Genomic DNA, 19489 nt, shown 5'->3' with positions numbered 1-19489 from the left:
TGCCATTTCATCGTGCCTATGTGTCTTCCAAAACAATGAGGGCCCGAAGAAATATCTAAGCGTTCCCTTTAGCCTGCCAGGGCCATTGGGAACGTTTTGTTTGAAGTAACTAATGAGTCATAACCGCCTTTCCTTAATTAATGATGATGTTTTTACCTTTTATACTGTATTTAAACTGTGCGCCGGCACTTAAAACCCGAAGGGTTTGGTTTAATGGGATATTGTCCTGAAGGGTTACCGTGACTATTTCTCTGGCTTTTGCAGCATTTTTGAAGCTAAACTGAACATCATAAGCCCGTTCCAGTTGTCCTGCTATTTCCCCAATGGATTGATCCTTAAATACAAGCTTCGAATTTTTCCATCCACGAACATCCTGAACGGCAACCTGCCCAAGTATTGCGGTACTGTTTAAGGAACTTAACGTCACTTGCTGACCCGGCGTAAGCACTGCCAAATGCTCTGTTTGCCCTGGATTTACACGATCAACGCGAACTTTACCGGTAGCCACCTGCACTTCAAATGGCCGGCCTTTGACTGCATTCACTTTGAAAGAGGTGCCTAGTACCTGTGTGCGGATGTTTTGTGTGTGTATGATGAATGGTTTTTGTGGATTGTGGGCTACCTCGAAAAAGGCTTCTCCCTTAAGTGCGATCACTCTAGTTGAATCCGAAAACTGTTCTGGATATTTTAGTGTACTCGCCGGCCCCATATATACCAATGTGCCGTCTGCAAGGGTAATCTTTGCCCGTTGCCCTTTTACTGTACTAAATTCTTTCATCACCAGCGTCGCAATAGCAGGGGCCGATGTTGAAGGGCTATCTTTTAGCCGGCTAAAAGCATAAATTCCGACGCCGAGGATTAAAGGAATCCATACTGCTGCATACTTTAAAAAGCGAGGGCCTCTAAAAGAGCGGGATGTTTCGGATTGATCTAAAAGCGTTGTTTGAGCAGTTTTTCTTAGCTCAAATTTTGCTTGCCATTCTCTCATTTGATCATCAGGGATCAGCGTTGTATTGGTTTGCTGTTCCCATTCCGCTTGTGATTCAGAAGTAATCAGGTCATGCAAAATTTCCCTGGTACCCGGTCTTAGCAAATAAGCGCGGACTTGCTGCAATTCTGCAGGGCTACAACTGTCCTTAAGGTATTTTTTTAGTAATTCTTTATCTATTGGTTGCTGCATAATGCGATGTCCTTCAAAAGGTATAGCGCAGAAAAGCAGGAGTAGGGTGAATGTATTTTAAAAAATAATTGAATTATTTTATCAACCAGGAAAGAAGGATTAGGAGAGTAGTTACATCAAGATGTTCGTGTAGGCTTTTTCTCAAATGATTTAGAGAAAAACTGATGTGACTTTTGACGGTATTAGCAGATAAATTTAGTTTATGGGCAATTTGAGGATAGGTCATTTCTTCCTCTCTGCTCATTTCATATACTTTTCTGCGTTGCGGACTAAGTTCGTTTAGCTTTCTCTGAAGGCAGGTCTCTATTTCGGCAGAGATTTGATCATGGTCGGCATACCTTGAATCTTGCATAGTTTCCTCATGATACAGCTCAATAGGTTCTGTAGCTAAGGTCTTTTTGCGGAAAAAACTGATCACACTATTGCGTATGGCTCGGAACAAATAGGCTTTAAGCGTTCCTTCTGGACAAAAATCGGTGGTTCTTTTCTCCCACACCCACATCATTAAATCCATGGCCAGCTCTTCTGCTACTTCAGTATTACGGACGTATTTAAGGGATAAGGAATACAAGGGTTTAAAATACCGCTGAAAGATGACGTCAAAAGCTTTATCATTACCATTGCGACAATATTCCAATAGCTGACGGTCTGATAAAGCATATAATTCCTTCATGATCTTCCTGAACTTAACGCTGGCAAACCTAGCAGGAAGAAATAAGCTGAAGATTAAGAATGGATTATGTGATTGTTAAGAAAACAAAATCGCCTGCGTCATTATAACGCAGGCGATTTTGTTTATTGTTTTTGTTTAGTGCAGATCTGCTGGCACTTCGACATTCTTTTTGAATTTTTGTAGGTACAGCAATGGGATCGAGCAGAGCAAGATCAGTCCGGCTACCCAATAGGCATCACTATAGGTTAACAATAGCGATTGTTTGGTTACTGTACCATCGATTGCCTTAATGGCAAGTGCCTTGGCATCAAGGTACGAATAGCCCTTGGCCATAAAATTGTTTAAAAAGGCGTTAAAACGATCGGTAAAGGCAGGGTTGTACTCGTTAACATTCACGAGTAAGTTGCTGCGGTGGAAGCCTTGACGTACGTGTATAAGCGTAGTTAAGGCCGCGATACCGAATGAACCACCTAATTGTCTCATCATGTTGTTTAATCCTGCACCCTGACCAATTTCGGCACCTTTTAAGTCCTGAATAGCCAGCGTGGTTAATGGCACAAATAACAAGGCCATACCGACACCACGTATCATTAGTGGAAAGAAAAAGTCGTTAGGTCCAGATTGCAGTGTCGATCGGCTCAGCATAGAGCAGAATACAAAGAACAGGAACATTCCGATGGTGGCCATGAATTGTGCAGGGATGTTTTTCTTAAGCATAATCCCTATAAATGGCATCATTACGATGGTACAAAGTCCTCCTGGGAATAAAAGTTCTCCGGTTTGAAGCGGTGAAAACCCAAGGAGATTCTGACAGAATATAGGAAATACGAACACAGAGCCATATAAGCCAAACCCTAAAATAAATGAGGTAAACATTCCGACAGAGAAGCTACGATGCCTCATGATTTTAAAGTTTACAATAGGGTGGTCGGTACTCAGCTCTCTCCATATAAATAGGATTAGACCTAGTACAGAAGCTACTGCAAGGGCTACAATGTATGGTGTGGCAAACCAATCTTCACTTTCTCCTTTTTCCAATACAGTTTGTAAACTACCAACGGCAACCGCCAATAGTAAAATACCCCACCAATCTACAGGCATTCCTTTTCCATCTTTTGGGGTTTCCCTGACAAAGGTATAGGTGCAATAGGCCGCAAGGATTCCGACGGGAATATTGACATAGAATATCAAAGGCCATGAACTGATCTCGAGTAAGTAACCTCCTATTGTAGGGCCAACAGTAGGACCTACAACCGCTCCAAGGCCGAATAAAGCCGTAGCAATACCCACATCCTCTCTTGGCCAGGTTTCTATTAGGATCGCTTGTGCCGTTGAAATTAAGCCTCCTCCTGCTAGTCCTTGCAAAATCCTGAAGGCAATGAGTTCTTCGAGGTTAGTTGCATTTCCGCAAAGAAAGGAAGCGATGGTAAAGAGGATAATGGAAAAGAGGAAATAGTTTTTACGTCCAAAACGGCTGCCCAGCCATCCCGACATCGGTAATACAATTACGTTTGCAACTGCATAACCGGTAGATAACCAGGCTACATCTTCTAGAGTTGCCCCAAGGTTACCTTGTATTTGAGGGATTGCTACGTTTACAATAGTGGTGTCAATCAGCTCCAATAGTGAAGCTGTGATCACTGTAAATGTGATAATCCACTTTTTTAAACCTTTCTCGGCCATTGTTTAGTCTTTTATAGAAACAGAAACCTTAACGCTCATTCCAGGACGTAGCTTTTCAAGGATATCTTTTGGGGCTTTGGTTATTTTTATTTTAACGGGTACGCGTTGTACAACTTTAACAAAGTTACCTGTGGCATTATCAGGGGGAAGCAACGAGCCTTTTGCTCCTGTAATCGGTGCAAAATTGTAAACTTCACCTTCTACGTCCTGATCAGGGTAAGCGTCCACTTCTACTTTAACCTTTGATCCGGTTTTTATGTCCTCCAGTTGAGTTTCTTTGAAGTTTGCCGTAACGTATAAGCTGTTCTCGTTTACAATAGCGAACAGGGATTGACCCGCTTGTACAAGTTGTCCTTTTTGAACATTCTTTTTAGATACAATACCTGAAGCCGGAGCTTTGATTTCTGTATAGGACAATTGTAATTTGGCAAAATCTACATCGGCCTGACGTTGTGTTACGCCAGTGCTGCTTACAGCCAATTGCGATTGCGTAGTACCAACTTGTTTCACCGCGGCATTGTATTGGTCGTTTGATGCAGTAAAGGCTGCTTGAGCCGATTCTTTTTGCGCTTTGGCCTGATCAAATTGCTGTTGGGTAACAGATCCGTCTTTTACCAGGTTCTGGTAACGGTCATAATCTTTTTGTGCAAGGTTTAACTTTACTCTTGCAGCCTCGATATTGGCTTTCGCTGTACTGGTATTCGCCGAGGTAGCGGCAATTTGTGATTCAGAAACTCCAACTCCAGCACTTGCGCCTTTTTGTCCAGCCATGGCCTGTTCCAGCTTTATTTTGTAGTCGCTATCATCGAGCTTAACCAATACATCACCTTCTTTAACTCTGGTGTTTTCTTCGAATTTAATGTCCTGTACATAGCCGCCTACGCGGGAAACTACCGGACTGATGTCTCCATCGATTTGGGCATCATCAGTATCTACGTGCTTGCTATAGTAGATATATTGTTTGATGCCAAATATTGCACCCAAGAGGATGAGAACCCCTAATATGATCGGGATAACTTTATTCTTTTTTTTCTTTTCAGTTGTCATTGCCTAATTTGTTATGGTATTTTATTGAGAAATTTTTCCGGTAGATTTTAATAAAGTGTAATAGGCTAGTCCAGCATCCGCTCGGGCCAGTTCTAAGTTGATTTTAGCCTGATATAGCAGGGTTTCGGCATCAATTCTGTCTATGGCTGATGCTACGTTGTTTTTATACTTTGAAGCAAGCAACTTGTCGTTTTCTGTTGCCTGTGCTATGGATGTTTCCAGGACACTGATCTTGTTTAAGGCCAACTGGTAGTTTTGATAGTTTCTGTTGATCTCTGTTTTAACCTGGTCAGAAAAGATATCTTTTTGGATCACAAGTTCTTTTTGTTGTATTCTGGCATCCGTTACTTTATGCTTATTTGTCCATAAGTTGCCAATGTTCCAGGAAACGTTAGCGCCAATGGTTACCGGCATAATGTATTGGTTGGCTGAGGGAATAAAGCTGCCATTAGGATTAATGTAGTAGAGATTTGCACCTACACCAACAGTAGGTAAAGTATTCGCTTTAACCGATTTAATATTTACATCAGCAACCTTATTTTGTAAATCCAGTTGTTTCAATTCCTGTCTGCTCGCAACGCCCATGTCCAGATAATTGCTTAGGGGGCCTATGGTTTTCAAATCTTTGGTCGGATCTGCAATTTCAATTTGGGTGTTTTCATTTAAACCCAGTAAGATGTCAAAGTTATAATTGATGATCTTTCTGTTGTTTTCGGCTTCCATGTCCGTAAGGGAGATGTTTGCTTGCTGAAGTTGAAACCTTAAAACATCATTTTTGGTGACGATACCCTGTTCGAAAAAGCGTTGAGATTGCTTAAGTTGACTGGCGATAGACTCCAGATTTTGGGCAATGACTTTTTTGCTTTGCAATACTTTAAACAAAGAATAGCAGGTATTGATAATGGCATAGCTAATCTCTTCCTTGTCTTTGTCAGCGTCCAGGTTTGCTACATCAGTGAGTAGGCGGGTCGATTCTTCCGCATATCTCAGTTTCCCGCCACCATAAATCAGTTCTTCTACGGCTGCTGTTCCGACAAAGGCATCAGCGCGTTTAGGCAATTTAATTGGATCCGCGTCACCGATGCTTAACGTATTGGTTGGGATTTCTGCATGGTTGTATAGAAATGAAGCCTTTGCTGTTGGTAAGACATTATCCTTAACCATGTTTAGCTTTGCTACGGCCCGATCTATTTTGTTTTGGGAAAGCTTTAGATTCTTGCTATTCTCTATCCCAAGTGCTATAGCTTCCTGTAAGCTTAACTTTTTAACATCCTGGGCGTAGAGGAGTCCTGGAACAAGGAATGTTAAGCAGCTTAATTTGATTGATTTATGTATCATTTTTTGGTGTTAAATACGTGATGATGAGGTCTTTTAAATGATCGATTAAACGGATGGTAATCAGCTCCCGGTCTTCTTCGTTATTGATGTCAAGTGTTGTACCAGAGGTGATCTTTGAGGGAGAGATAGCGACATTACTGATCGTACCCATGATGGTGGCAATCAGCATTCTAACGTCTACTTGTCTAAAACTTCCTTCGGTAATGCCATCAGTGATGATTTTCTCTATGATCATCAGATTTTGAGCCATTGAGTTTTTGATCTTAAAAAACATTTCCGGGCGCTGGGGCATGGAGAGCTCCCTGTGCATCATTTTATGAAACCCTGGATTGGATAGTATTCTTGTGGTATAGCCTTCGATTACTTTCAGTAATTTTTCCATCCCAGACATGTTGCCTTGATCGAGGCAAGAAAGCTGTGCGTTAAAATCGGCAATCCTTTGGCTCATGATTTCCATGAAAACACCATCTTTAGATCCGAAATAATAATTGATCATGGCCATATTGACCGCGGCATCTTTTGCAATTTGTCGGGTGGAAGTTGCTTCATAACCCAATTCGATAAATAATTTTTCTGCCGCTTCAAGGATATTGGCCCTTTTATCTATTTTTTCCATTTTATATTTGAGACAACAAAATTAATCAATCGATTGATTAATTTCTCGTGTGTGATTACTTATTTGTAATAATTGACGAAATACTGACAAGGGTTTGTTATTTTTATAGCTTACCAAATAAACGTTTGATATGAAATGGATGTATGTATGTGTCTGGTTTTTAGGCCTAACATTAATTTCATTGAATGGTTACACTCAGCATTTGAATTCGGACTCGTCATGGATCAGAATAAATTTACTCGGGTATCAGCCTCATGCTGTTAAAGTAGCGGTTTGGGTAAGTAAGGATCAAAAGGAGCAGCCTGAGAAGTTTGATATTATAGAAAAAGGAACTGGAAAAGTGGTATACAGCTCAGGAAACCTGAAGTCCTTCGGTGCTTATGGTCCTTTTAAGATCTCTTGCAGATTGAATTTTAGTGATTTTGAAGATTCGGGACGCTACTTTATTAAAGTAGGGAATACGATATCGCCAGAAGTGATCATTAACGAAGACGTATATCGTAATACTGCTGATTTTGCGTTGCGTTATATGCGACAGCAACGTAGTGGCTTTAACCCCTATTTGAAGGATAGTTGTCATACACAGGATGGATACACTATGTATGGCCCAATGCCGGATAGTACACATATAGATGTTAGTGGTGGATGGCATGATGCCTCTGATTATCTTCAGTATGCCACTACATCGGCAAATGCGACCTATCACCTGCTAGCCGCATATCGGGATTTTCCTGAGGTATTTATGGATCAATATCAGGCAAATGGGCTTGAAGGGAAAAACGGACGGGCAGATGTTTTAGACGAAGCGAATTGGGGCTTACAGTGGTTGCTAAAGATGCATCCTCAGAAAGACTGGTTGTTTAATCAAATTGCAGATGATAGGGATCATCAAGGGCTGCGCTTGCCAACAAAGGATGGTGTGGACTATGGTAAAGGGAAAGAGCGACCTGTTTATTTTGCCAATGGTAAACCTCAAGGTCTAGGTAAGTATCAAAGCCGGGCGACGGGAACAGCTTCTATTGCGGGAAAGTTTAGCAGTGCTTTTGCTTTAGGCAGCAGAATGTTTAATGACATTGATGCAGCTTATGCTCAATTGCTCCGAAATAAATCCAGATCTGCTTATACATTTGGTTTAAAGCAGCCTGGCGTACAACAAACAGCACCTAATAGGGCGCCCTATTTTTATGAGGAAGACAATTGGACGGATGATATGGAACTTGCTGCTGCCGAACTTTATCAAAGTATTGGTGGGAAGCGGTTCTTGAAGCAAGCGCTGAGCTATGCGAGTAAAGAGCCGATAACGCCATGGATGGGGGCTGATACGGCAAGACATTATCAATGGTATCCCTTTCACAATTTTGGGCATTATGAAATTGCTAAAACCGCGGATAAGTTGGCTTCTGAAATGGCGGTGTCTTATTATAAAGAGGGGCTAGACAAAGTTTGGCAAAAGGCAAAGCACAATGCATTTTATAGGGGTGTTCCATTTATCTGGTGCTCAAATAACTTAACAGCTTCATTTGCCATTCAAAGCTTTCTGTACCATAAGGAAAGTGGAGACGAGACCTATGAGGAGTTGGCACAGGCAAATTTTGACTGGCTGTTTGGCTGTAATCCGTGGGGATCTGCAATGGTGTATGGCTTGCCTGCTGAAGGGGATACGCCAAAAGATCCACATTCTGCATTTACGCATTTGTTTCAATATCCGATAGATGGCGGCTTAGTGGATGGACCAGTTTATGGTCGCATTTATAAAAGTTTGATAGGAATCACGCTACACAAGCCAGATGAATATGCCGAATTTCAATCTGATCTGGTGGTTTATCATGACGATTTTGGGGATTACAGCACCAATGAGCCTACCATGGACGGAACGGCATCATTAGTATATTTACTGGCTGCTTACGATAGCAGGGTAAAACCAGAAAATTCTCTTTTTAAAAAAGATCATGGCGCTATAATTAGGGGAAACACGAATGAAAAGAAGGTAGCATTAGTCTTTACGGGACATGAGTATGCAGATGGTGTAACGCAAATCAATAAAACCCTAAATAAGCATAAGGCAAAAGGATCTTTCTTTTTTACCGGCGATTTTTACAATACTCCAGGATTTGGTCCACTTATTAAATCAATAAAAGCGAGTCATCATTATTTGGGCGGTCATTCGAATAAGCACCTGTTGTATTGCGATTGGACGAATCGGGACAGCTTATTGGTTACAAAAACAGAGTTTCAGGCAGATTTAAGCGCTAATTATGAGGCGATGGATAGATTTGGTATTAGTAAGCGTGAAGCCCCTTTCTTTTTGCCGCCGTATGAATGGTACAATGATAGGATTGCTGACTGGACAAAGGGAGCGGGCCTAACCTTGATTAATTTCACTCCAGGAACGCGTTCTAATGCGGATTATACTTACCCGGAAATGGGTAAACGTTATCTGGGCAGTCCGGAAATTTATAAGTCAATCGTTGATTTCGAAGTGAAGCAGGGAATGAATGGTTTTGTGCTATTACTTCATGCCGGTACCGACCCAAGAAGAACGGATAAGTTTTACAATAAACTAGATGATTTGATTATTTATTTAAAGCAAAAGGGCTATAGTTTGGTAACGGTTAATGATTTGCTGGGGAAATAAAAGGGTAATATTTGTTTTACAGATAAAATAAATCAATATCTTTGACGCCTAAGAATTAGTATAATGATTAAAGAAGACAACAATAGTTTTGACTGGGTTTATTATGTTATGGGCCTATTTTTTGGTATTTTAACTGCAGTAATTATATCAGGTAGCTTTGGTGCAGCCGTATTAGGTGGAATTATAGGTTTTATTTTTGGCGCTATTTTCTTAAATGGAATAGTTAAAGGCCGCGAATATTAAGCTAGCTTAAATTAATTTAAGACAACTTCTGATGAAAAGATTAAGCCTTATCGCAATACTTGCGATGTTTACTTTCGTTGCTAAAGCACAGGAGCTTAAATTTGCTTCTGTTGATACTAGCCCTGCTGATATTGTGTATTTTCCTTTAAATGCTGCGAAAGCTAAGGATAATTCAGCTCCATCGATTAAGATGGTTTATTCCAGGCCAACTAAAAAGGGGCGCGAAATATTTGGCGTGCTTGAGCAATTTGGAAAAGTATGGCGCGTTGGGGCGAATGAATCTGCAGAAATCAAATTTTACAAGCGCGTAAAAATTGGGGGTAAGTCTATTAAGGCAGGTTCTTATAGCTTATTTGCGATTCCTAATCAAGATAAGTGGACAATGATCATTAATAGGCAGACAGATCGTTGGGGTGCTTTTACTTATGATCAGACTAAAGACGTAGTTCGGGTTGACGTTCCGGTTAAAGTATTGGATAAGCCAATGGAATCTTTTGCGATCACGTTTACCACAGAACCGCAAGGTGCTGACCTGGTTATGGCCTGGGACCGAACTTTAGTAGAACTTCCTATTACCATAAAATAAATTAGACTTTATTAATAATGGCTACTGTAAGCCTGCCGATACAGTTCATTTTTCCTCTGTCATCATAGATCTTGATTTCCCAAACATGAGTTTTAGTACCAATATGTAAGGGCTTACAAATACCCGTTACCAAGCCTGATTTAACCGGTCTGATGTGGTTGGCATTAACTTCAAGACCAACAGCCTCGTATTTTTGAGGATCGATACACATATACGAGGCAACACTCCCAAGGGTTTCGGCGAGCACTACAGAGGCTCCGCCATGTAAGATTCCTGCGGGTTGATGCGTACGTTCGTCTACCGGCATTGTTGCAGTCAGGGCATCATCGGCGACTTCTGTAAACTTAATACCGAGGAAAGCACCCATGTGGTTTGTAGGCCTATCGTTTAACTGTTCGGGGGTGAATTTTGTAAACCAGCTCATAAATATCGGCTTTTAATGGTCTGTATATGGTGTATCACGTGGCCTGGTATTACATAGAGCAAAGCTCTTACCGTAATTTGTCGCTCAGATGCGGTACCACTTCTGTTTAATTCTTTTTCTATCAAGGAATTGAATAAGTACATATTCGCCCTTCTAAGTAAGGAAAACTCTTCTGAAAGACTCAATAGACTCCTATCCTTAAAGTGGGCCTGTGCTACGTAATCATCTTCTTCAAATCCTGGAAGTGCATGGTTTTCTCCACGAGCAAAGCAGGTTAGGCGATATACGAGAATACGTTCTGTATCGATGATATGACCAATAATTTCCTTAATTGTCCATTTTCCGGGCGCATAAGCATAGTCAGCTTTTTCAACCAGATCATTCACAAAGTCTGGAAACTCTGCGGCTTGCCTTTTTAATAATTCGAATACATCTCCTTCAACGAGGCTGATGTATTGTTCAGCCCACACGGGATACTCATGCGTTTGAGGTCGGTTCATAAGTAATGCTACTTTTTAAAATGATACGAAAGGTCGTGCCTTTGCCAAGTTCAGAATCTTTAACAAAGATTTGGCCATTATGGTAGTTCTCAACAATTCTTTTGGTTAGCGATAAGCCTAAACCCCAACCGCGTTTACGGGTGGTATAACCCGGCTGAAATACCGCGTCAAATTTAGAGCGGGCAATGCCTTTTCCAGTGTCGGTTACATCTATAAACACCTCTTCTTTGGTTAAGTTTTCGATAATGTTTATGGTGATTTTACCTTCGTTTTCAATCGCATTTGCTGCGTTTTTCAGCAAGTTCTCTATTACCCAATCAAACAGAGGTACGTTTAACAAGGCTCTTACCTGTTCATCTCCGATGATTTCGAAGACAACCTTATCCGATGTCCTAAGCTTGAAATAGGCAACGAAATTATAGATCACAGCATATACTACATGGTCTTCTACAATTGGTTTAGATCCAATTTTAGAAAAGCGATCGGTAATTACCTCGAGACGTTTAATGTCGTTCTCCATTTCAGCAATTAAAGGGTCGTCTTCTGCATCAAATCTTGATTTGATCAGTTCTACCCAAGCCATAAGCGAGGAGATTGGTGTGCCTAATTGATGGGCAGTTTCTTTTGCCATACCTACCCATACCTGGTCCTGTTCTGCTTTACGTGCCGAACTAAAGGCAACATAGGCCGTGAGTAAAAACAATCCAATAACGGCTAGCTGTATATACGGGAAATAGCGAAGCTGGGTTAAAGTGGCAGAATCTTTATAATAGATATACCACCGGCTGCCGTCTAGTCCAATGATTGGTGTTGGTGGATGTTGTTTTTTCATTTTCCGGAGTTCTCGCGAAAAATAGGCGGGGTCGTAGGTTTTGTTAGGTTGTTTTTCTATTTCGTAATTCGTTTTTGTAGAGTCTAATCCCTGATAGGCGATGAGTGCTCCTTCGGAATCGATCATGATTACGGGAAGCTTGGTGTTTGTTCGGATCAGGTCTATTAAACTGGTGTACCTGTCGTCGTCATACATGGCAAGGGATTGTTCTGTTACTTTTACATATAGCTGAAACTGAAGCTGTTCTTCCCGTTCCATCTTTTTTACAAAGAAATCGCTATAGACAACAGATGCCGTGCCGATCACAATGGCAAAGACAAGTAAAAAGAATTTCCAACGGCGTTTTTTCTCGTAAGGGTTCATAGAATATGAAGGCAAATTACAAAATAGCATTCAAAAATGTATCAATTGAATGGTAACGCGGTAAAAAATATATCTTTGTAGCTCGTAATATGGAAAAGAAAGTAAGAGTAAGATTCGCCCCGAGCCCAACCGGCGGCCTGCATTTGGGCGGTGTACGTACCGCTTTATTTAATTATCTGTTTGCAAAAAAGCATAACGGAACGTTTATTTTGCGGATTGAGGATACCGATCAGACCCGTTTTGTAGAAGGCGCTGAGGAATATATTGTTTCCTGCCTTAAATGGTGTGGTATGGTTCCTGACGAGAGTCCGGAGCAGGAAGGTAACTTTGGTCCTTATCGTCAAAGCGAGCGGAAAGCGACTTACAAACAATACGCAGATCAGCTGATTGCTGATGGATATGCTTATTACGCTTTTGATACACCAGAAGAACTGGATGCCAAAAGAAAACAAATACCAAACTTTACTTATGGATTGGCTACAAGAGGGGACATGAGAAACTCCCTTACTTTAAGCGAGGCCGAGGTAGATGCACTTTTAGCAAGTAATACACCGCATGTAGTGCGTATAAAAATGCCTGAAAATGAGGTTGTTTCTTTTACCGATTTGATAAGAGGGCATGTTAGTTTTGAGACCAATTTGGTGGATGATAAAGTTTTGTTAAAGGCCGACGGAATGCCAACCTACCATTTGGCTGTTGTGGCGGATGATAAGGCAATGGAGATTAGCCATGTTTTTAGAGGTGAGGAATGGCTTCCTTCGGCACCGATTCATATTTTACTATGGAGATATCTTGGATGGGACGATGAAATGCCTCAGTGGGTTCATTTACCGTTGATTTTAAAGCCTGATGGAAATGGCAAGCTCAGTAAAAGAGATGGCGATAGATTGGGTTTCCCAGTGTATGCTCAAAACTGGACTGATCCTAAAACCGGTGATTTAACAAAAGGCTTTAAGGAGCTTGGCTTTATGCCTGAGGCGTTTGTAAACCTACTGGCTATGCTGGGTTGGAATGATGGAACGGATCAGGAAATATTTGCTTTAAATGAGTTAATCGAGAAGTTTTCTATTGAGAGAATCAGCAAAGCAGGAGCTAAGTTTGATTTCGAAAAGGCAAAGTGGTATAACCACGAATGGATTAAACATACAACTTCAAAAGTGTTGCTTCCCTTTGTAAAAGAAGAGTTTAAGGCTCAAGGTACGGTTTTAAATGACGACAACTATCTTGAAAGGGTTGTTGACCTAATTAAAGATCGGTGTACATTATTAACTGATTTTGTTACTCAAAGTATATATTTTTTTACTGCGCCAGAAGGATATGATTTGGATGCAGTGAAACCGAAGTGGACAGCAGAGAAGACTGCTTTTTTTGAATCTTATGCTTTGGAGTTGAAGGATGGATTGACCGGGATAGAACTGGAAGAAAAGTTCAAATTATTGGCTGCGGCACATAATTTTAAACCAGGTGAGTTGATGTTGCCTTTTAGAATTATGCTTGTTGGCGGAAAATTTGGTCCAGGAGTATTTGATATTGCAGTAGCTCTTGGTGCAGATGAAACCCTAAAAAGAATCCAAAAAGCAATTGCCGCCTTTAATTAAATTGAGCTTCCTTTTTTTTTGGTATAACAATTGTCAAGCCTGTTATTAACCAAATTAAAAGGAGTTTATATGCAATGGTTCGGTAAAGGAAGTGGCAATGTTGATGACAGAAGAGGGATGGCTGGTGGCAAGGTGCTTGGCGGCGGTGCAGCAATAGTTGTTGTTGTACTTGGTCTTATCTTCGGGCAGGATTTTACAAGTTTAGTTAGCCAGTTGCCTATTGGTGAGGCTAGTAATGTTGTTGGTAAACAAGGTGTGCCACAAGATGCGGAAGGTAAATTTGTTGCCGGCGTGCTGGAGTCGACAGATTCCGTTTGGATTGCACAGTTTAAACAATTGGGAAGGGTGTATGAGCCTCCTGTGCTTACGCTGTTTGATAACAGTGTCCAATCTGCCTGTGGTAATGCCAGCGCCGCTGTAGGGCCATTTTACTGCCCCGCAGATCATCGCGTATACATCGATCTTACTTTTTATAAGGACTTAAAGGATAGGTTTGGTGCTGCTGGCGATTTTGCGCAAGCTTATGTTATTGCACATGAGGTAGGGCATCATGTACAGAATTTACTAGGGATTTCCGAAAAGGTACAACGTGCCAGAGCTCAGTTGAGCGAGGTTGAATACAATAAATTATCTGTTAAGTTAGAATTACAGGCCGATTTCTTTGCCGGACTGTGGGCGCACGATGCCCAAAATCTCGCCAATTTTAAATTAGAGGAAGGAGATATTGAAGAGGCGTTGACCGCTGCAAATGCAATTGGCGATGATAAGCTTCAGCAGCAGGCACAGGGACAAGTTGTTCCTGATGCATTTACTCATGGTACATCTGCCCAAAGAATGTACTGGTTTAAAAAAGGCTTTGATACGGGTGATTTTAAGCAGGGAGATACTTTTAATTCTGCTGGGTTATAATTTCTTTTTTTCAATAAAATGATTATTTATCAGTTTAAACTTATAAAGTTTATATAACTTTAATGCGATACTAACACCTACGCTGTCGCCAAAAAGTTTAATAAGCCTTATTTATTTTTAATAATGATATTAATTGTAGATGATACCTCTGAGAACCTGATTTCTTTAAAAAAGGTTCTGGAGAAACATAATTTTGAAGTCGATACTGCGTCATCAGGTGAAGAGGCCTTAAAAAAAGTACTTAAAAACGAGTATGTTCTGATTATCCTTGACGTTCAAATGCCGGGGATGGATGGATTTGAAGTAGCTGAAGCGATTTCTGGCTACAGCAAGGCCAAAGAAACAGCTATTATCTTCTTGTCTGCTGCAAATACTGAGCTTAAATTTATCGCTAAGGGATATTCTTCAGGTGGCTTGGATTACATCACGAAGCCGGTAGATATGGACATTCTCCTGTTAAAGGTGAAAACATTTTATAGGATTTATGAACAGAGCCGAAAGCTAATCGAAATACAAAAGGCATTGTTGGATGAGATTGAATTCAGAAAAAGAGCCGAGCGAAAAAAAGATGAGTTCATTAGTATTGCAAGCCATGAGTTGAAAACCCCTTTAACAAGTGTAAAAGGGTATGTGCAACTATTGGCCCGAAGCGTAGATAAAGGGGATATTCCTACCGTAAAAAAGCATCTGGCCAAAGCACAGGTTCAGTTGGAAAAGCTGAATGAGCTTATTGCCGACCTTTTGGATATCTCTAAAATAGAGAGTGGCAAATTAAAATTCAATAAAAAACATTTTGTATTTGATACCTTACTTGATGGAGTGATCGAGGTTATTCATCAGGCCAATCCTGAATTTAAAATCAGCAGAATGGGGGATGGACCTAAGGATATTTATGCTGATGAGATGCGGATTGAGCAGGTCATTGTTAATTTTTTAACCAATGCCATTAAGTATTCGCCAGGAACAAATGAAGTAGACGTGAATGTCAAAACGACGGCAGATCAATTGTATGTTGGTGTTCGGGATTTTGGAATAGGAATCGCCCCCGAGCTGCAAAAAAGTGTGTTTGAGAAATTTTATAGAGTCGAAGAAACGTCTATTCATTTTCAAGGATTAGGCATCGGCTTATATATTTCAGCAGAAATTATTAACAGACATGGTGGTGAAGTTGGCGTAAAAAGTAAATTAGGAGAAGGGTCTGAATTTTATTTCACATTGCCCTTAGTGTCTAGTCCTGAAACGGAGTAAAATAATATTCGTATGAGTAAGAAATCTATAAAAAATAACCTGCGCATTGGTTTAGGGTTGTCATTATTGATCCTTTTTATAACATCCTTAGCCTCTTATCTAAGTATAAGAAATCTGATTAAAAGTGCCGAGATGGTTTCTCAAAGCAATGCAGTCATGTTTAAGCTAGAGGATGTGATCTCTACTTTAAAGGACGCCGAAACAGGTCAGAGGGGGTATTTACTAACCGGAAGAGAGGATTTTCTTGAACCTTATAAAGGCGCTAAAGAAGTTGCTTTGGGCTTGATCGACCAGATTAAAGCTGAAACCAAAAATAATCCTGTACAGCAAAGGAATGTAAAAAAATTGCAAGACCTTATTCTGGGTAGGTTTGAGATATTAAAAAATACGGTTGAGATTAAAAGTCGTGGCGGCTTTGTAAGTGTTGCAGAGCTGATCAACGGGAAATCTTACATGGATGCTGCAAGGAGTCTGATTAAGGTAATGGGGGGCGAGGAGAGACGAATACTGGATGTGAGAACTGCCAATCTGAATAGGATGGCTGGTTTTACCCCGATATTGATCATATTCGCCGCTTTCCTTGCTATTTTAATTACCATATTCTTTTATAGAAAGGTTACACTTGATTTTAATACAAGGGTAAGGCTGCAGGAAGAATTACAGCATAAAAATGAAGAAATAGACAATAGAATTTCCGTTATCCAAGGAATTGCCAACAGGATTTCGAGCGGAGATTATCGGATGCGACTTGATGAAGAGGAAAAGGACGGCTTGGGTAGTTTGGTGGGTTCTTTAAATGCAATGGCAGAATCATTGCAATATTCGTTTTCATTATTGGAAGATAAAGAGTGGTTGCAATCAGGAATCGCAGCACTAAATGATAAAATGGTGGGTGAGAAAACCGTTCAACAGCTTGCGGATGATATTGTAGCTGAAATTGTTGAGCAAACACATAGCCAGGTCGCTGCATTTTATCTTGTTGAAGAAGATCGGACCTTACATTTGGTAGGCAGCTATTCGTTGATGGAAGAGCATAAGCGGAAAAAACTGAGATTTGGAGAAGGCTTTGTGGGACAGGCAGCGCAATCTGGCAAGCAACTTTTAATCAATGATATTCCGGATAATGAGTTGACCATTAGCTTTGCCATCGGAACTACCCGACCACGTAATGTTATTGCAGTACCAATTTTTAGAGAAGGAGAAGTTATAGGGGTAATGGAGTTTGGCTCTATACGTGTTTATAAACCCTTACAACTGGATTTTTTCAATAATATTTCGGATAATATTGGTGTAGCGGTCACGGTCTCACAGAATCGTAAAAAACTACAGGAATTTTTAGAGGAAACACAAGCGCAGGCTGAAGAGTTACAGGCACAACATAGGGAGTTGGAAGGCTTAAATGCAGAATTGGAAGCGCAAACTCAGCGGATTCAAACTTCCGAAGAAGAATTAAGGGTACAACAAGAGGAGCTTTTGCAAAGTAATCAGGAACTGGAAGAACGTACCAATTTATTGGAGGAAAAGAATCAGCTTATTCAAGAACGAAATCTTGATATTCAGCATAAGGCAGAGCTGTTGGAGCAGAGTACCAAATACAAATCAGAGTTTCTAGCCAATATGTCTCATGAGCTGCGGACCCCTTTAAATTCGATTTTATTGCTATCGAAACTGATGTCGGATAACAAGGATTTAGATGAAGAGTATATTGAATATGCAGAAGTGATACAAAGTTCCGGGCAGGGATTACTAGGTCTGATCGATGAAATCCTGGATCTTTCTAAAATTGAAGCCGGTAAAATGAAGCTTGAATTTACCGATGTCAATATTAAGGAAGTCGCAACAGATATGCGCTCGTTATTTAACCCGGTGGCAAAAAATAAGCAGCTGGAATTGATTATTGATGCGGAGGAGGCCTTAACGACCATCAATGCCGACAAAATGCGACTGGAGCAGATTCTGAAGAATTTACTTTCTAATGCCATCAAGTTTACAGCTGAAGGTAAGGTTGTTTTAACGATTAATAAGGATGAGCAGGGTGAAAATATACTATTTAAAGTTACCGATACTGGAATTGGTATTCCGGCAGGTAAACAAGAATTGATTTTTGAAGCCTTTCATCAGGCAGATGGCTCTACGCGTCGTAAGTTCGGTGGAACAGGGCTGGGTCTATCTATAAGCAGGGAGCTGGCTAAGCTGTTGGGTGGGAAAATAGAGGTAACCAGTACTGAAAATGTGGGTAGTGAGTTTACTTTCTCTTTACCATTGAATCGGAAGGAAAATCTTGAAGAAGATTTAGCTCCGGAGGCTGTGGTTCCGCCTATTTATATGGAACGGATTGAGCCTGTTGTTGCCGAGCGCTTTACGGTTGATCTTATCCCTCAGGAGATAGAAGATGACAGGAATGATATTGAACCCGGGGATCGTGTCATATTGATTATTGAAGACGACACTAATTTTGCTAAAACGCTGTTAAAGTTTACCCGAAAAAAAAATTATAAGGGGATTGTCGCTGTTCGTGGCGATGTGGGGATTGAATTGGCAAATCGCTATCAGCCCTTAGCCATATTGCTGGACATACAGCTGCCGATAAAGGATGGCTGGCAGGTAATGGAAGAGTTGAAAGCTAACCCTGCTACCAAACCCATACCTGTTCATATCATGTCTTCTCTTGAAGTAAAGAAAGAAAGCTTACTGATGGGCGCTGTTGATTTTATCAATAAGCCCGTTGCTTTGGAGCAGATGAAGCAAATTTTTCAGAAATTGGAAGACGCGCTGAGTCGACATCCCAAAAAAGTATTGATTGTTGAAGAAAATAAGCAGCATGCCGAAGCGCTAAGTTATTTTCTTAGTAACTATAGCATACATACAGAGGTGGTTAGCAATGTGAACCAAAGTATCGGTGCGCTGAATAAGAATGAAGTGGATTGTGTGATCCTGGATATGGGAATTCCTGATAGGAATGCTTACGAAACGCTTGACACGATCAAGAAAAGCAGGGGGCTGGAGAATTTACCTATCATCATTTTTACTGGAAAAAACTTATCTAAGGGTGAGGAAAGCCGTATTAAGCAATATGCAGATTCTATAGTCGTGAAGACGGCACATTCTTACCAAAGAATTTTGGATGAGGCGGGGCTTTTTCTTCATTTGGTTGAAGAAAAGGAAGTAGATGGTAAGCATAAAAAAACGCCGTCTGAAAACCTGGGCGGTTTATATGAAATCTTAAATAATAAAACAGTGCTGATTGCTGATGATGATGTCCGAAATATATTCTCTTTAACAAAGGCTTTGGAACAGCATAAAATGAAAGTTCTTGCTGCCACCGACGGAAAGGAGGCGCTACAGATGCTTAAAGAGAACCCATTGGTGGATGTGGTGCTTATGGATATGATGATGCCTGAGATGGACGGATATGAGACAACAAAGGAAATTAGAAAGATTCAAGCATACAAACAATTGCCTGTCTTAGCTGTTACAGCAAAGGCTATGATGGGTGACAGGGAAAAATGTATAGCTGCAGGGGCATCGGACTATATTTCAAAGCCGGTGGATATTGATCAATTGATTTCACTATTAAGGGTGTGGCTTTACAACAAGGCGTAGTTATAATTTCT

16 protein-coding genes are annotated in these 19489 nt (G+C 40.7%); 7 read left to right on the top strand and 9 right to left on the bottom strand.

Features of this window, described 5'->3' with window-relative positions:
* Positions 1 to 133: 133 nt before the first annotated feature.
* The 6 genes from EZ444_RS24270 to EZ444_RS24245 all read right to left on the bottom strand — a co-directional run bounded on the left by EZ444_RS24270 (position 134) and on the right by EZ444_RS24245 (position 6537).
* Positions 134 to 1180, bottom strand: coding sequence for a FecR family protein (locus EZ444_RS24270; protein ID WP_131612246.1), 1047 nt, complete (start codon positions 1178 to 1180; stop codon positions 134 to 136).
* A gap of 73 nt (positions 1181 to 1253) precedes the next feature.
* Entirely contained in the window at positions 1254 to 1853 is a 600-nt protein-coding gene (locus EZ444_RS24265; protein ID WP_131612244.1) for an RNA polymerase sigma-70 factor, read from the bottom strand.
* A gap of 135 nt (positions 1854 to 1988) precedes the next feature.
* The gene (locus EZ444_RS24260) at positions 1989 to 3536 is read right to left on the bottom strand and encodes a DHA2 family efflux MFS transporter permease subunit (RefSeq protein WP_131612242.1); all 1548 of its coding nucleotides are present in this window, start codon (positions 3534 to 3536) and stop codon (positions 1989 to 1991) included.
* A 3-nt stretch (positions 3537 to 3539) separates the two neighbouring features.
* Positions 3540 to 4583 carry an HlyD family secretion protein gene (locus EZ444_RS24255; RefSeq protein WP_131612240.1) on the bottom strand — a complete coding sequence of 348 codons (1044 nt, stop codon included), beginning with the start codon at positions 4581 to 4583 and terminating at the stop codon, positions 3540 to 3542.
* A gap of 21 nt (positions 4584 to 4604) precedes the next feature.
* Positions 4605 to 5921 carry a TolC family protein gene (locus tag EZ444_RS24250; protein WP_131612238.1) on the bottom strand — a complete coding sequence of 439 codons (1317 nt, stop codon included), beginning with the start codon at positions 5919 to 5921 and terminating at the stop codon, positions 4605 to 4607.
* Positions 5911 to 6537: a TetR/AcrR family transcriptional regulator gene (locus EZ444_RS24245; RefSeq protein WP_131612236.1), complete on the bottom strand. Its 627-nt coding sequence runs from the start codon at positions 6535 to 6537 to the stop codon at positions 5911 to 5913. The genes EZ444_RS24250 and EZ444_RS24245 overlap by 11 nt, the downstream gene beginning before the upstream one ends.
* 130 nt (positions 6538 to 6667) lie before the next feature.
* Here EZ444_RS24245 and EZ444_RS24240 point away from each other — a divergent pair, with 130 nt between their 5' ends.
* From EZ444_RS24240 to EZ444_RS24230, 3 genes are all read left to right on the top strand, one after another.
* Positions 6668 to 9172: a glycoside hydrolase family 9 protein gene (locus EZ444_RS24240; protein WP_131612234.1), complete on the top strand. Its 2505-nt coding sequence runs from the start codon at positions 6668 to 6670 to the stop codon at positions 9170 to 9172.
* 63 nt (positions 9173 to 9235) lie between these two features.
* Entirely contained in the window at positions 9236 to 9415 is a 180-nt protein-coding gene (locus tag EZ444_RS24235; protein WP_090783289.1) for a hypothetical protein, read from the top strand.
* Between the two features lie 31 nt (positions 9416 to 9446).
* Complete coding sequence (locus tag EZ444_RS24230) at positions 9447 to 10001, top strand: DUF2911 domain-containing protein (protein ID WP_131612233.1); 555 nt, start codon at positions 9447 to 9449, stop codon at positions 9999 to 10001.
* Position 10002: 1 nt separating this feature from the next.
* Here the strand turns inward: EZ444_RS24230 and EZ444_RS24225 are convergent, their stop codons facing one another.
* The 3 genes from EZ444_RS24225 to EZ444_RS24215 are packed head-to-tail and all read right to left on the bottom strand — an operon-like array spanning position 10003 to position 12120.
* Positions 10003 to 10425, bottom strand: a complete 423-nt coding sequence (locus EZ444_RS24225; protein WP_131612231.1) for a hotdog fold thioesterase — start codon at positions 10423 to 10425, stop codon at positions 10003 to 10005.
* A complete protein-coding gene (locus EZ444_RS24220) occupies positions 10422 to 10925 on the bottom strand; it encodes a DinB family protein (RefSeq protein WP_131612229.1) in 504 nt (167 codons plus the stop codon). The genes EZ444_RS24225 and EZ444_RS24220 overlap by 4 nt, the downstream gene beginning before the upstream one ends.
* The gene (locus EZ444_RS24215) at positions 10903 to 12120 is read right to left on the bottom strand and encodes a sensor histidine kinase (protein WP_131612227.1); all 1218 of its coding nucleotides are present in this window, start codon (positions 12118 to 12120) and stop codon (positions 10903 to 10905) included. Before EZ444_RS24215 ends, EZ444_RS24220 begins: the two co-directional genes overlap by 23 nt.
* 89 nt (positions 12121 to 12209) lie before the next feature.
* Between EZ444_RS24215 and gltX the strand changes: the two genes are divergently transcribed.
* The 4 genes from gltX (at position 12210) to EZ444_RS24195 (ending at position 19478) form a co-directional block, all read left to right on the top strand.
* Positions 12210 to 13718: a glutamate--tRNA ligase gene (gene gltX, locus EZ444_RS24210; protein WP_131612225.1), complete on the top strand. Its 1509-nt coding sequence runs from the start codon at positions 12210 to 12212 to the stop codon at positions 13716 to 13718.
* Positions 13719 to 13787: 69 nt separating this feature from the next.
* On the top strand, positions 13788 to 14627 hold the full coding sequence (ypfJ, locus tag EZ444_RS24205; protein ID WP_131612223.1) for a KPN_02809 family neutral zinc metallopeptidase: 840 nt from the start codon (positions 13788 to 13790) through the stop codon (positions 14625 to 14627).
* 123 nt (positions 14628 to 14750) lie between these two features.
* On the top strand, positions 14751 to 15875 hold the full coding sequence (locus EZ444_RS24200) for a hybrid sensor histidine kinase/response regulator (RefSeq protein ID WP_131612221.1): 1125 nt from the start codon (positions 14751 to 14753) through the stop codon (positions 15873 to 15875).
* A 12-nt stretch (positions 15876 to 15887) separates the two neighbouring features.
* Positions 15888 to 19478, top strand: a complete 3591-nt coding sequence (locus EZ444_RS24195) for a response regulator (protein WP_131612219.1) — start codon at positions 15888 to 15890, stop codon at positions 19476 to 19478.
* The last annotated feature ends 11 nt before the right edge of the window (positions 19479 to 19489 follow it).

Source organism: Pedobacter hiemivivus, assembly GCF_004331685.1.
In the GTDB taxonomy this organism is placed as follows: Bacteria; Bacteroidota; Bacteroidia; order Sphingobacteriales; family Sphingobacteriaceae; genus Pedobacter; species Pedobacter hiemivivus.
Note: the sequence above shows the minus strand (reverse complement) of the source record. Positions and strands in the feature narration are given on the sequence as shown.

Coding starts and splice junctions, on each gene's coding strand:
- EZ444_RS24270 (WP_131612246.1), bottom strand. CDS start 1,180: ATGCAGCAACCAATAGATAAAGAATTACTAAAAAAATACCTTAAGGAC.
- EZ444_RS24265 (WP_131612244.1), bottom strand. CDS start 1,853: ATGAAGGAATTATATGCTTTATCAGACCGTCAGCTATTGGAATATTGT.
- EZ444_RS24260 (WP_131612242.1), bottom strand. CDS start 3,536: ATGGCCGAGAAAGGTTTAAAAAAGTGGATTATCACATTTACAGTGATC.
- EZ444_RS24255 (WP_131612240.1), bottom strand. CDS start 4,583: ATGACAACTGAAAAGAAAAAAAAGAATAAAGTTATCCCGATCATATTA.
- EZ444_RS24250 (WP_131612238.1), bottom strand. CDS start 5,921: ATGATACATAAATCAATCAAATTAAGCTGCTTAACATTCCTTGTTCCA.
- EZ444_RS24245 (WP_131612236.1), bottom strand. CDS start 6,537: ATGGAAAAAATAGATAAAAGGGCCAATATCCTTGAAGCGGCAGAAAAA.
- EZ444_RS24240 (WP_131612234.1), top strand. CDS start 6,668: ATGAAATGGATGTATGTATGTGTCTGGTTTTTAGGCCTAACATTAATT.
- EZ444_RS24235 (WP_090783289.1), top strand. CDS start 9,236: ATGATTAAAGAAGACAACAATAGTTTTGACTGGGTTTATTATGTTATG.
- EZ444_RS24230 (WP_131612233.1), top strand. CDS start 9,447: ATGAAAAGATTAAGCCTTATCGCAATACTTGCGATGTTTACTTTCGTT.
- EZ444_RS24225 (WP_131612231.1), bottom strand. CDS start 10,425: ATGAGCTGGTTTACAAAATTCACCCCCGAACAGTTAAACGATAGGCCT.
- EZ444_RS24220 (WP_131612229.1), bottom strand. CDS start 10,925: ATGAACCGACCTCAAACGCATGAGTATCCCGTGTGGGCTGAACAATAC.
- EZ444_RS24215 (WP_131612227.1), bottom strand. CDS start 12,120: ATGAACCCTTACGAGAAAAAACGCCGTTGGAAATTCTTTTTACTTGTC.
- gltX (WP_131612225.1), top strand. CDS start 12,210: ATGGAAAAGAAAGTAAGAGTAAGATTCGCCCCGAGCCCAACCGGCGGC.
- ypfJ (WP_131612223.1), top strand. CDS start 13,788: ATGCAATGGTTCGGTAAAGGAAGTGGCAATGTTGATGACAGAAGAGGG.
- EZ444_RS24200 (WP_131612221.1), top strand. CDS start 14,751: ATGATATTAATTGTAGATGATACCTCTGAGAACCTGATTTCTTTAAAA.
- EZ444_RS24195 (WP_131612219.1), top strand. CDS start 15,888: ATGAGTAAGAAATCTATAAAAAATAACCTGCGCATTGGTTTAGGGTTG.